Genomic DNA, 12,821 nt, shown 5'->3' on the forward strand with positions numbered 1-12,821 from the left:
AGGATTCTAGTATGCAAACCTTTCTTTTTACCGGTGCGAGTGGCTATATCGGCTCTCATAGCGCGTTTTGGTTTTTGCGCAATATAGATGAGTGTAAAATTGTCATTTATGATAATCTAAGCACGGGTTTTGCGCAAAATTACGAATACTTGCAGTCTATATTCCCCAACTGCGTGGAATTTGTAAAGGGCGATTTAAGCGAGCTTGCAAAGCTAGATTCTCTTTTTGCAAAGTATAATTTTAGCGCGGTGGTGCATTTTGCCGCGTCACTCATTGTGAGCGAATCTGTGAGCCTTCCGTTGGTGTATTACAAAAACAACACGCTTAATACCACGCTTTTAATCGAGCTTTGCATAAAACATGGAATCCAAAAATTTATCTTTAGCTCGACTGCTGCGGTGTATGGCGAGCCGGATTCTAAACTTATCCCAATTACAGAATCTGCCCCACTCGCGCCAATAAATCCCTACGGTGCAAGCAAAATGATGAGCGAGCGCGTGCTTATGGATACGCATATCGCAAATCCGAGCTTTAATTACGCGATTTTGCGATATTTCAATGTTGCAGGTGCGAGCAGTGCGAATACACAAGAGCTTTTAGAATCTAAGCGCGGTTTAGGACAAAGGAGCAAAAACGCTACGCACCTCATCAAGGTAGCTTGTGAATGCGCAAGCGGGAAAAGAGAAGGTATGAGCATTTTTGGCAAAAACTACAAAACGCCAGATGGCACTTGCGTGCGCGATTATATCCATATCGATGACTTAGCCAGCGCCCACCTTTGCGCGTTAGAATTTTTAGAATCCACCAAGCAAAGCGAGATTTTCAATGTCGGCTATGGCAGGGGCTATAGTGTGAGCGAAGTGGTAGAAATGGTGAAAAAGGTGAGCGGGGTGGATTTCAAAGTCATAGATTCTGCCCCGCGTGCGGGCGATCCAGCGACTTTAGTAGCAGATAATAGCAAAATAAAGCGTCTTACTTCATGGAAGCCACAATTTGATGATTTAGCCTTCATCATCAAAAGTGCGTATGAGTGGGAAAAGGCATTTTAAATTCTTATAAATTATGGAACTAAAAATGCTAGGAGATTCTATAAAATCTATTAGAATCTAAGGAAAAATGTATGAAAAAACTTTTTATCATAGGGATTTTTAGCATTTGTGGAATCTTTGCTTTTAGCGCGTGTGGGAAGCCAAAGCCTGTAGGCTCATATCAAGCGCTTGAATGCCAAACAATCTGCGCTAAAGGAGAATGCCAGCAGCAGTGCGTCAATGTAAGCGGGGATTATTACAGAAAGTAATTTCCTAAAAATCTTTAAGCTTAAAACAAAGTCTAATTTATGTCACAATCTACAATGCCTACCACACCGCCAAATCAGCTAAAATCCCCGCGCTTAAAAGGCGCGCTTTTGCGCAAGATTTTTATCGCTGCAAGTATCCGCCGATGGAATGATCAAGCCACGCCGGTTGAATTTGTCGAGCTTGATAAACAAGCGCATAAAATCGTCATTGCCTATCTTTTAGCCCGCTATGAAGAGCTAGAAAATGGCGCAAAAATTGATTGGGAGCGCCTTATTTTGCAATTTTGCTTTGAATTTTTCGAGCGCGTGGTGCTGACAGACATCAAGCCCCCGGTGTTTCATCAGCTTGTCAAAACGCATAACAATGAGCTTGTAAAATTTGTGCTAAAAAATTTAGAATCTGATTTGGGCGAATATGAATTTTTCCCAAAAATGGGCGAATACCTCACCTCGCATAAGGAAAATTTGGAAAAAAAGATTCTCAAAGCCTCGCATTATTACGCTTCAAAATGGGAATTTGACATCATCTATCGCTTTAACCCCGAAATGTATGATGTGCAAAATATTAAAGATATTATCGATCGCCAAGTTGAGGAGCATTACGAGCTGGCTGGTATGAAAAAAATCATGCTTTATAAGGACACAAGAGAGCTTATTACGATGTTTGGGCAGCTAAGATTCCAAAAGCGCTGGAGTCAAACGCCTAGAATCCCCGCAACTTCTGTGCTAGGACACACGCTCATCGTCGCACTAAGCGCGTATTTACTAAGCTATGATTTGCCATGCTGTCCGCAAATGCGCATTAACCACTTCCTTTGTGGGCTTTTCCACGATTTGCCAGAAATCCTCACGCGCGATATTATCTCCCCAATCAAGCACACAATCAAGGGCTTAGATGAATTTATCAAAACCATAGAATCCCAAGCAGTGGGCGAAAAAATCCTCTCAAAAGTCCCGCATAATATACAAGATGATATCCGCTATTTCACAGAAGATGAATTTAGCAATCGCTACAAAATTGACTGCTTCCCGCATAAGCCTTCAAGCGCGCAGGAACTTTTTGCGAAATTTAACGAAGATAAATTTGAGCCAATTTGTGGGGAATTTTTAAAGCTTTGCGATAATCTAAGCGCGTTTTTGGAAGCAAAAATTTCAATCGCACATGGAATCTCAAGCCAAGATTTAACACAAGGTGCGCAAGGACTGCTTGAAAAATGCGGGCAAAAAGAGCTTTGTGGGGTTGATTTAGGCGCGCTATTTAGGGATTTTGAGTAACCAAAAAATCCCTAAAAGCACAAAATTTTACTTCACATCTGGCTCATCTTCAAAAATCTCAATAGATTCTATCTTATCGCCCATTTTAAGAGAATCTAGCACTTTGAGACTTTCACGCTTATTTGGCATAATGCGCCCAAACACCGTGTGCTCACCATCTAAATGCGGCTGATCCGCGAAACAAATAAAAAACTGACTTCCGCCTGTATCGCGCCCAGCATGCGCCATGGAGAGAGATCCGCGCTTGTGCTGATTTGGGTTGTTTGTAACTTCACATTTGATCCTATATCCCGGACCGCCGGTGCCATCGCCCTTTGGACAGCCACCTTGCGCGACAAATCCGCTAATCACACGATGAAAATTTAGCCCATTATAAAAGCCCTCTTTTGCCAAAGTTGCGAAGTTTGTAACCGCTTGTGGTGCATCTTGTGGAAAAAGCTTAATGAGAATCTGCCCCTTACTTGTCGTAATAAGCGCAAAATTTAGCTTATCCAGCGCGTCTTGATTGATTTCAAAGGTTTTGAGTGCCTCCATTGATTACTCCTAAAATAAAATTCCTTAAGTCATAAAAGGTAGCGCGTATTTTACCGATATAGCCAATTATTTAAGCTTAAAATTTTTTATCACAAGGAAAAACTTGCAAAATTTTTTTCAAAAACTTTCTGTAATTGTTTTTTTATTGCTTTTACTTAGCACACACGCGTTTGGCGATGTGGCGCTAGAAGAATTAGGGGAACCAGAAGAGATTGAATGGCTTGAAAAAAATGCAGAATCAACGCAAGAATTTTCTCAAAAAAATAGAGAATCGAGCGCAGATTCTCACTTTCTTAGCTCGCTTTTTTCCCAAAATACCACGCAAGAAAATGAGAATCCTACAAATCCCACTTTGCCACAAAACCTCCTTCCACAGCAATATATGCTAGAACACCCTTTACCAAAGTGGATTTATGCCACGGCAATTATTGAGGTGTATTTTAGCGATGGCTCGCAGAGAGTTGGCTTTGGCACGATGCTAGAGAATGGCTTGTTTATCACTTCTGCGCAGATTGTCTATGACAAGGAGCTTATCCCAAAAACCATTTACACCAAAATGCAAGATTCCAGCGCGCGCGTGCTTATCTGCACAAACAAGCTCAATGTCAAAGCTGTGGATATGAAAAATAATCTCGCGCTTTTAGAATCCATCGCATCAACTGATGATTATTGCCATGTGCGCGCAAAAAGCTACTATCACGACAGGATAGAAAAGCGCTATTTTGTAGATATTTTTGCAAACCCAACACTTGCCAAAAAAAGCTCTTTTAATACAATGAGCGCGCAAAAATCTACGCCCAAAACCACTTCAAACAAAAGCGCGCTAGAAAATAACGCAAAAGATTCTACGATTTTTTATGCTTTTGTGGAAAGTTATTATTCCTTTGTCCCAAAGGCGCTTGAAGATGGTGACTTCACAAAGGCAAAAAGTGGCGTGCAAGGCGCGGAAGTGGCAATTTCAGATATGCAAGATTCTCAAAATTTGCTCGCGGTGTATGATGACTTTGCGTATGGTAGGGCATTTTTTAGCAGTGATGGGGTGTTTTTGGGAATCCTTAGCGCGAAGGATAAAAACAATCAACCAATTTTTGCCAAAAGAGAACTCATACAAGAATTTTTATGCTCTTTGCACTATCATGGGGTTTTGCAAGATAATGCGCTTAATTTCAAATGCCCCCAAACGCACTTGTAAGAAAACCTAAGAATTATCGACGATACAATTTAAGAGCTATAGATTCTCAAAATACCAAATAGCGCGATAGAATCTTACACTCTCATCAACCAAAAAAGGTAAAATATGTGCGCGAAAGCGAAGTGTAACGAAGCTGGAGCGGAGCTCACAAGGGCTTTGCTCTTGTGAGTGATACAATCAAAAGGAATTAAAATGAAATATAAACTTGTGATGTTTGGTTTTAGCGCGGTGTGTGCGGATATAGAGGAAGTGAGGGCGCGGTTGAGCGTGTATCCGAGCGAGCGCTTTGCGATAGAGGGTGGCGAGCAATGCTATTTGATAGATTTGCAAAGTGCGGAATGCTATCTTATCGGGCTAGATTTACAAAATCGCTACATTATCAAGGGGCTTGATGCTTAAAATTGCCAAATAGAGGCAAACAAATCGCCCTAAACAAAGCACCTAAAAATCTTTAATTGACAAAAAAAAGAGAAAAACATATAATTGAGCCTTTCTAAAATCCCCATTAAATGGAAGCACAATGAAGCTAGGAAAAATCAAAGATTATGCGATGGTAGGGTCGCTAGGCGTGGCTGTGGCGTTTGCGTTGCAAGGCTGTGAGGATAGCAATAAGGATTCTAAGGTTTTGCAATCTCAAGCGATAAAAAATGGCGCATTTGTCATCATTGAGGAGCAACAAGATGGCAGCTATAAAGTGCTGGAGGAGTATCCCAGCGATACAACGCGCGTAATGCTCAAAGACAAAGATGGCAACGAGCGCATGCTAAGTCAAGAGGAGATTGATAGTCTCATCGCGGTGGAGGAGAAAAAAATAGATTCTGGCACAAGCGAGCTTACTAATCCAAATGGCGGTGGGCTGGGACTTGGTGGCGCGATTTTGGCATCTGCGGCGGGCGCGATTTTAGGAAGCTACATTGGCAATAAACTTTTTAACAACGCAAATTACAAAGCAAATGCCCAACGCAACTACAAATCCCCACAAGCCTATGAGCGCAGTAAAAATAGCTTTTCAAATTCTGCTAAAAGCACCACTTCAAGCGCAAGCAAAAGCACCAGCGCAAAAAGTGGATTTTTTGGCAATAGCTCAAATACTAGCAGAAGCACTTCAAGCTCTATGGGCGCGTAACTTTCAAAGTATCACAAAAGGAAAAAGGTAATGTTGCAAGGGATTTTGTTAGAAGTCGATACACAAAAAAAGCAGGGCAAGATACAGCAGGCTGTCAATAAGCGCGAGTATCTCTTTGATTTGGAATTGTGGGAAGGCAAAGAAAGCGAGCTGGTGGCAAAAGAAGAGATTGAATTTGATGTCGAAAAGGGCGAGGTGATAAAAATCCGCCCAAAGCCAAAGCCTGTAGATCCTAATGAAATCCCTATGACAAAAAGCCCGGAGGAGTGCATTTTAGAATTTTTTGCGCGTGAGAATAGCATTTTGGAAAATTATAAAGAATTTGTCGCAAACCACCCGCGCCTTGATTTCTTGCGCTCACAGCGTTTTATTTTGACTGCGTATAATGACTTGTGCGAAATGGACGGCGCACTTGCAAATCCGGCTTTAAAAGCCTTGCGACAGGAGATTTTAAATCTTTACAAAGAATATGAAAACTACATTAAAAAAACTTCTTATGCGCTTGAGTATTCTTTTGAAAAAATCTTTCTAAACCGCCAAAGTGCGTATTTGAAAGCGCAGGATTTAATTGAGATGACGCAAAGCTCGCTCAATAACGCTCAAGCGCAAGTGCGTCCATTAAGCAAGAATCTTGAAGAATCTGAATTTGCGCTCAAAAATACCAAAGGCTCTAAGGCGGAGCTAGAAAAAGAAGTAAAGGCTATGCGCAAGCGCTATGTGGATTTGCTGCAATATATTGCGGTGCAAAAAGAGCTTTTGGTAAAGACAACTGAGCGTTTGAAAAGATTTAGAGACACGCATTTAGAGGAATTTTCTGAAGTGTTTAAACCTATGAAAGAGGATATCCGCACGCATTTTATTACTTTGCTTGATACGAAGGCGTTTGATTTGGATTCTTTTTTATGGGGGCGTGCGAAAAGAAGCGAGATTATCAAGCGATTTTTCCGTGATGCGGGGATTGAAGGGGGCTATAGCTCAAAAACTTTCTTGCATTATTTTTTGCGCGGACTTGATAAGTCAAAGCTTAGCGCACGAAGTAGAGAGCTTTTTGACTTGCTTCATTATTTGGAGCAAGTAAGCAAACGCAATGTGCTAATTATCCGAGAATCTAGCGCGGATTCTCACCGCGACACGCAGATTATTTTGAAAGTGGATTCTTGCATTTCGGTGAAAGTGCAACAGCAGATGATCCCCGCATTTAACGAGTTGTGCGCGAATCAATATGATATCGTAGTGATGGATTGGCGTAATGAAAATGTCAGCGCGCTTGATTTTATCCGCAAATACAAAGTCACCAAAAAAGATTCCAAAGTGTGCTTTATAATCCTTATGCCCGAGCATCAAGATTCTGATTTTATGCTTAAAGCGCGCGATTTGGGCGTGCAGTTTTTTGTCCCTTCGCATAATGCAGACTTACTTTCAGATGCCGTGCGTATGGCGATTTAGGGCTTAGAGCCTTACATTTTGCGCCTTAAATCTCGGATTTTACCCACTCTACTCAAAGAACTAACAATTTTTTCGCACAAATTAGCTATACTCTAAACATCTAAAATCTATAAAGAGGTGCAAGGAGGAATGTAATGAAAACAAGAAAAGAGCATGATTTTATCGGTGAGCTGGAGATTGAAGAGAGCGTGTATTATGGGATTCAGACATTTCGCGCGGTGGAGAATTTCAATATCACCCATGAGCGCTTGAGCAATTTTCCTAGCTTCATCAAAGCCCTAGCACAGGTGAAAAAAGCTGCAGCGCTGGCAAACTACGAGCTAAAATTATTAGATGAAAAGATTAAAAATGCCATTGTGGAGGCGTGCGAGAGGATTATTGCGGGGGAGTTTAAAGAACAATTTGTGGTGGATATGATACAAGGCGGGGCTGGCACAAGCACAAATATGAACGCAAATGAAGTCATCGCTAATATCGCGTTAGAATCTATGGGACACAAAAAGGGGCAGTATGAGTTTTGCCACCCAAATGATCATGTAAATCTCTCTCAATCAACCAACGACGCCTATCCCACCGCGCTTCGTGTGGCGCTGTATGAGAGACTTTTTGAATTGACAGAATCTATGCAGATTCTTAAAAATTCTTTTGAAAAAAAAGCGCTTGAATTTAAAGATATCCTAAAAATGGGACGCACACAGCTTCAAGATGCGGTGCCTATGACTTTGGGGCAGGAGTTTCGCACTTTTGCAGTGATGCTAGGAGAGGATATCCAGCGCGTGAAAGAAGCCCAAGATCTTGTGCGTGAAATAAATCTCGGTGGCACCGCCATAGGCACGGGGATAAACTCGCACCCAGATTATCCAAAAGTGGTGGAAAAAAAGCTTCAAGAAGTCACCAACCGCCCTTTTGTAACCGCAAGCGATCTCATTGAAGCCACGCAAGATACCGGCGCGTATGTGCAAATAAGTGGCGTGCTAAAGCGCGTCGCAAGCAAAGTGTCGAAAATCTGCAACGACTTGCGCCTTTTAAGCTCAGGTCCGCGCGCAGGGCTTAATGAAATCAATCTCCCTAAAATGCAACCCGGAAGCTCGATAATGCCCGGCAAGGTTAATCCCGTGATCCCAGAAGTTGTCAATCAAGTGTGCTTTAGCGTCATTGGCAATGATGTGACAATCACGCTTGCGGCTGAAGCGGGGCAATTGCAACTCAATGTCTTTGAGCCTGTGATTGCGTATAGTTTGTTTAATTCCATTGCGATGATGAAGCGCGCCTTCCGCACACTAGCTAGCAAATGCGTCGATGGAATCACCGCAAATGAGGAAGTTTGCAAGAATTTTGTTTTCAACAGCATTGGTATTGTAACCGCGCTAAATCCATACATCGGCTATGAAAATTCCGCAAAAATCGCCAAAGAAGCGCTTGAATCTGGCAAAAGCGTGTATGACTTGACTTTAGAGCATAAACTTCTAAGCAAAGAGGAGCTAGATGAGATTTTCAAGCCTCAAAATATGCTGCAAGCACATATGCACAGTATCAAAAAATAAGGCTGTGCTTGAATGCTTTGAAACTACTGCATTTAGAGCTTTTCAAGGATTGCAAGAATCTGCTGGCGTTTTCTGGCGGGGTGGATTCTAGCGCGCTGTTTTTTTTACTCAAAGATTTGGGCGTGAGCTTTGATATAGCCATTGTCAATTACGCCACAAGGGCGCAATCTAAGCTAGAAGTCGCCTACGCGCAAGAGCTAGCAACGCAATATGGCAAAAAAGCCCATGTTCTAAACGCCCCAAAAATCCACGCAAATTTCGAGCATAACGCGCGCGCGGTGCGCTATGAGTTTTTTAAGAATCTCTGCTTAAACGAGGGCTATAAAAATGTGCTTTTAGCCCATCAGCTCAATGACAGATTAGAGTGGTTTTTAATGCAATTAGCGCGCGGAAGCGGGATTGAGGGCTTGCTGTCACTGCAGTGTGTGAGCGAGTTTGAGGGCATTAGGCTTGTGCGTCCATTGTTAGAATCTAGCAGGAAAGAGATTTGCGCGTATGTGGCGCAAAGAGGGATAAAATATTTTGATGATGCAAGCAATGAGGATTTGCGCTTTAAGCGGAATTTTTTTCGTCATAATTTTTCTAACAAGCTTCTTGAATGCGCGCCAAAAGGGATTTTGCAAAGTTTTAGAATCTTAGATTCTCAAAATGCGCTTTTTTCGCAAGGCGCGCAAAGCGTTGAAAAAATTTTAGATAACCTCTTTGTATGCGCGCGCAACTCAAAAAATCAATATTTAGAAAATGAGTGCGCGGAAAATCAATATTTAGAAAGTCAAAAAGATATGCGCAATGTGGATTTTGTGCTTAAAAATCTAGGCTATGTGATGAGTTTTAAACAGCGGCAAGAAGTGCTCAAAAGTGGCTTTGACTGCGAGCTTGGCGGGCGTTTTGTGGTGGCTTGTGTGGGAAAATTACTTTTTATTGCGCGCAAAAATTTTCCCCCACCTCGCGCAATGCCAAAAAAGATAAAAGAGCAATACCGCCTTTATAAAATCCCGCCAAAAATCCGCCCTGTGCTTTTTCAAGCTGAAATTGTTGATGAAAAGTTAGAGGCTTTAAAGAAAATGCTAGATTCTTTGGAATCTTAAAAGTTTGGGTAGATTTTGTAATGAAGCAAAAATTATAAGCGCATAAAGCAAGGCTTGCAGGGGCAAAATCCCCTTGCAAGTGGAGAGATAAGCTACAAATTAAAATCCTGAAAAAAGATCCGTTGAAAGATAGCGCTCGGCTGTATCATTAAGCATTGTTAGCACTTTTTTGCCCGGATTTTCTTTGGCGATTTTTTCGGCGATTGCGACATTGCCACCGCTTGAGATCCCCACCATCACGCCAATGCTACCGAGTTTCTTTGCCATAGCGATTGCCGCGTCATTTTCCACGCAAATGATAGAATCCATAATGTCCTTATCAAGCGTTTTTGGGATAAAGTTTGCCCCAATGCCCTGAATCTTGTGCGGTCCTGCCTGTCCTTGCGAGATGAGAGGCGATGCCGCTGGCTCAACACCGATGATTTTAATATGCGGGATTTCTTTTTTTAGCACTTCGCCCACACCGCTAATCGTCCCGCCTGTGCCAAATCCAGCCACAAAAAAGTCCAAATCTTTCCCAAAAGATTCCAAAATCTCTTTAGCAGTGCCCAGCTTATGAGAAAGCGGATTTGCAGGATTTTCAAACTGACTTGGCATGAAAGAATTTGGCGTGGATTCTAGCAATTCTAGCGATTTGTTAAGCGCGCCTTTCATTCCCTCGCTCGCTGGTGTAAGCACGAGCTGTGCGCCAAAAAAGCTCATCATCTTGCGACGCTCTATACTCATAGATTCTGGCATGGTGATGATGATTTTTAGCCCTAAATCCGCGCAAATCATCGCAAGCGCGATACCCATATTCCCGCTGGTGCATTCGATGATGGTTGTGTCTTTGTTGATTTTGCCCTCATCCATTCCGCGTTTGATCATGCTATACGCTGGGCGATCCTTGACAGAATGGCTGGGGTTGAGAAACTCGCACTTGCCATAAACATTTTCATGAATGCCTGCAAGGCGCACTATCGGGGTATTTCCTATAATATCAGTAATGCTGTTGTAAATTTTCATTGTGTTGCCTTTTGTAGAAGTTGCGCCCACTTTTGAAATCTTGCAAAAGATTTCGCTCTAATGTGAGCGCTGGCATTGTATCAATCCCATACTTAATAAGTCAAGTTTTATTGCTTTTCTCGTTGAATCTAAAGGAATTTCAGTTACGCATTCAATGCATAATCCTTTAAAAGCGTTGTCGGGGGTTTGGGGGTGCAGGGGGATAAGGGGAGCGACTTCGCAATTCAAGCCCCCTTGTCCCCCTGCAAAAAAGAAAACACAAAGAATCTAAGTAGGATTGAACTAAACAAAAAGGATTCTGAAAAATAGAATCTTTTTATCTTGTTTTTCAGAATCTCTTGCTTTCACTTCTCAAAACTCTTTAGATTCTTTAAAATTGTTTTTTCACGCAAAAGGTCGCTCCCCCCTCCTCACTCCCCCCGCGCCAGAAAAGCTCCGCGCTTTTCTTCTCTCGGGGGGAGAGTCTCGCTACTTCCCTTGCTAGAAAAAATCGGGCGTTGTCACTACTGACAACGCTAAATCACCGCTTTTTTCACCACGCAAGGGGCGAGTAAGGGTTACGCATTTTTAATGCGTAACTTGAATTCCTTTGATTTGGATTTTCTAGCGCAAAATTCCCACCAAATAAAAAAGCAAATTAGGCTATAATATGCGTTTATTTTTATTTAGGAGGTTTGTATGCAAATACTTAATATTAGGGACAATCAGGAGTTGCAGAGTGCCAAAAACTTTATGTTTTGGTCTCTTATTAGTTACATTATTTGTTGCTTTGTGGTTGTGATTCCATTTGTTAATATCCTTGCTTTTATAGGGATAATCGCTTCTTTTGTAGTGGGTATGATTGGGCTGTATAAGTTTAGCAAGCTTTGCAATACCTTTGTTTTTCGCTTGTTTCTCTTTAGCTTTTTGCTTGGCATTGGATTTCAGATTACAAGTTGGGTATTGGGATTTTTAGCCGGGTTTAATGAGAGTGCCATTCCGCTTGCGATATTGGGAGTTTTAGCCATTGGGTATTATGCGCTTATTATTTATTGGGCTTATCTTATGTCTTATGAGATGAGTGCGCGCACAAATTTGAAGGAATTCATCGTTTCTTTCAAGCTTTCCATCATCGCTATAATTGGAATGGTGGCGTGCGTTGGCGTATTATTTGGGCTCTTTGCGTCAGTGTTGCTAGAGGCTGCGAGTGAGTTTGGAGGTTTGGAAAATCTTAGTAGTTATAGGTTAGAGTCTGTAATGCTTGTTTTTGTTGATAGCTATACAGCTACGCTTATAGCCATAGGCGGGCTATGCGTCTTTTTGGTTGGCGTGGCAATCGCTTCATTTGTGTTTTCGCTAATGGGCTTATATAAGATTCAAGAAGTTAGCGTAAGGGAAGTTAATATTTGCAAACTTGAAAAAACTTCTAATGCTGGGGATTGACTTTGAGCGCACGCTTGCATGCGTGTATCGTGGGGAGTTTGAGGGCTTTAGTGGCGGGATGCACGCCATTAGGGACTTTGAGCGCGTAGATTTTGGCGCGTTTGTTGGCATTAGAGAGCAAATGGAGATTCTCTACACAAACACCCAGAATTTTTTGCAAGGTAAGGATTCTTGTAATGCCCTATTTTGGGGTGCTAGAGGCTGTGGGAAAAGCTCATCTATGCGCGCGGTGCTAACGCATTTTTTATTGAGTGCGCCAAAGGTTGCAATCCCTTTTGATGAGGTGCTGAAAAATCCTTTGAAAAGTCCGGATTCTCACTCTGCGCGCTTTGCTTCCTCTCCACAAGCGCATTCCGCACAAACACACTCCGCGCACACGCAAGAAAGCGCGTTATTAAAGCCTTTGCGCGTGATTGAGATTCCTAAAAAAAGCCTAGAAATTTTGCCTTTTGTGCTAGATTCTATCCGCGAGCTACCATTTTGCTTTGTTATTTTTTGCGATGATTTGGCGTTTGGGCTTAATGATGAAAGCTACAAGGCGCTAAAAAGCCTTATGGAAGGGAGTTTGGAAGCTGTGGCAAAAAATGTGCTGATTTATGCCACTTCAAATATGCGCCACCTTTTACAAGAATCCTACCCGCAAGATACGATGCATACAAATGACGCGCAGGATGAGCTTATCGCGTTAAGCGATAGGTTTGGTATTGCGCTTGGATTTTATACTTTGGGCGCGGAAGAGTTCATCGCGCTTGTGGAATCTATGGGCGTCAAATGCACGCCAAATGTGCGCCAAAGCGCGCTAAACTTCGCCACGCAAAAAGGCAGCCGCAATCCACGCATTGCTAAAGAATTTGTCAAACTTCACAATGGCGGATTAGGTGGGTTGCTTTAG

13 protein-coding genes are annotated in these 12,821 nt (G+C 42.3%); 11 read left to right on the forward strand and 2 right to left on the reverse strand.

Translation table 11 applies throughout. From position 1 onward, the window contains the following. The first annotated feature begins 11 nt into the window (after positions 1-11). The 3 genes from galE (at position 12) to CQA49_RS02475 (ending at position 2,572) form a co-directional block, all read left to right on the forward strand. Positions 12-1,049: a UDP-glucose 4-epimerase GalE gene (gene galE, locus CQA49_RS02470; protein WP_115574386.1), complete on the forward strand. Its 1,038-nt coding sequence runs from the start codon at positions 12-14 to the stop codon at positions 1,047-1,049. A gap of 71 nt (positions 1,050-1,120) precedes the next feature. After that, positions 1,121-1,297, forward strand: a complete 177-nt coding sequence (locus CQA49_RS09985) for a hypothetical protein (RefSeq protein ID WP_181882587.1) — start codon at positions 1,121-1,123, stop codon at positions 1,295-1,297. A 39-nt stretch (positions 1,298-1,336) separates the two neighbouring features. After that, positions 1,337-2,572: an HD domain-containing protein gene (locus tag CQA49_RS02475; protein ID WP_408938901.1), complete on the forward strand. Its 1,236-nt coding sequence runs from the start codon at positions 1,337-1,339 to the stop codon at positions 2,570-2,572. A gap of 27 nt (positions 2,573-2,599) precedes the next feature. Here CQA49_RS02475 and CQA49_RS02480 read toward each other — a convergent pair whose 3' ends face one another. After that, positions 2,600-3,106, reverse strand: coding sequence for a peptidylprolyl isomerase (locus CQA49_RS02480; RefSeq protein WP_115574387.1), 507 nt, complete (start codon positions 3,104-3,106; stop codon positions 2,600-2,602). A 103-nt stretch (positions 3,107-3,209) separates the two neighbouring features. On the opposite strand from CQA49_RS02480, the gene CQA49_RS02485 reads away from it, so the two are divergent. The 6 genes from CQA49_RS02485 to tilS all read left to right on the forward strand — a co-directional run bounded on the left by CQA49_RS02485 (position 3,210) and on the right by tilS (position 9,502). After that, positions 3,210-4,298: a hypothetical protein gene (locus CQA49_RS02485; RefSeq protein ID WP_115574388.1), complete on the forward strand. Its 1,089-nt coding sequence runs from the start codon at positions 3,210-3,212 to the stop codon at positions 4,296-4,298. Between the two features lie 192 nt (positions 4,299-4,490). Then, positions 4,491-4,697 (forward strand): hypothetical protein, encoded by a 207-nt coding sequence (locus CQA49_RS02490; protein ID WP_115574389.1) that lies wholly within the window; start codon positions 4,491-4,493, stop codon positions 4,695-4,697. A 121-nt stretch (positions 4,698-4,818) separates the two neighbouring features. Then, complete coding sequence (locus tag CQA49_RS02495) at positions 4,819-5,424, forward strand: UPF0323 family lipoprotein (protein ID WP_115574390.1); 606 nt, start codon at positions 4,819-4,821, stop codon at positions 5,422-5,424. 30 nt (positions 5,425-5,454) lie between these two features. Further along, positions 5,455-6,870, forward strand: a complete 1,416-nt coding sequence (locus CQA49_RS02500) for a hypothetical protein (protein WP_115574391.1) — start codon at positions 5,455-5,457, stop codon at positions 6,868-6,870. A 134-nt stretch (positions 6,871-7,004) separates the two neighbouring features. Beyond that, positions 7,005-8,414, forward strand: a complete 1,410-nt coding sequence (gene aspA / locus CQA49_RS02505; RefSeq protein ID WP_115574392.1) for an aspartate ammonia-lyase — start codon at positions 7,005-7,007, stop codon at positions 8,412-8,414. An 8-nt stretch (positions 8,415-8,422) separates the two neighbouring features. Further along, a complete protein-coding gene (gene tilS / locus CQA49_RS02510; RefSeq protein WP_181882588.1) occupies positions 8,423-9,502 on the forward strand; it encodes a tRNA lysidine(34) synthetase TilS in 1,080 nt (359 codons plus the stop codon). 99 nt (positions 9,503-9,601) lie between these two features. Here the strand turns inward: tilS and cysK are convergent, their stop codons facing one another. After that, entirely contained in the window at positions 9,602-10,507 is a 906-nt protein-coding gene (gene cysK, locus CQA49_RS02515; protein WP_115574394.1) for a cysteine synthase A, read from the reverse strand. 678 nt (positions 10,508-11,185) lie between these two features. Between cysK and CQA49_RS02525 the strand changes: the two genes are divergently transcribed. Beyond that, positions 11,186-11,929 (forward strand): hypothetical protein, encoded by a 744-nt coding sequence (locus CQA49_RS02525; RefSeq protein WP_115574395.1) that lies wholly within the window; start codon positions 11,186-11,188, stop codon positions 11,927-11,929. After that, positions 11,901-12,821, forward strand: a complete 921-nt coding sequence (locus CQA49_RS02530; protein ID WP_147288646.1) for a DUF815 domain-containing protein — start codon at positions 11,901-11,903, stop codon at positions 12,819-12,821. The genes CQA49_RS02525 and CQA49_RS02530 overlap by 29 nt, the downstream gene beginning before the upstream one ends.

The sequence above is a fragment of the Helicobacter sp. MIT 00-7814 genome, from assembly GCF_003364115.1.
Classification (GTDB): domain Bacteria; phylum Campylobacterota; class Campylobacteria; order Campylobacterales; family Helicobacteraceae; genus Helicobacter_F.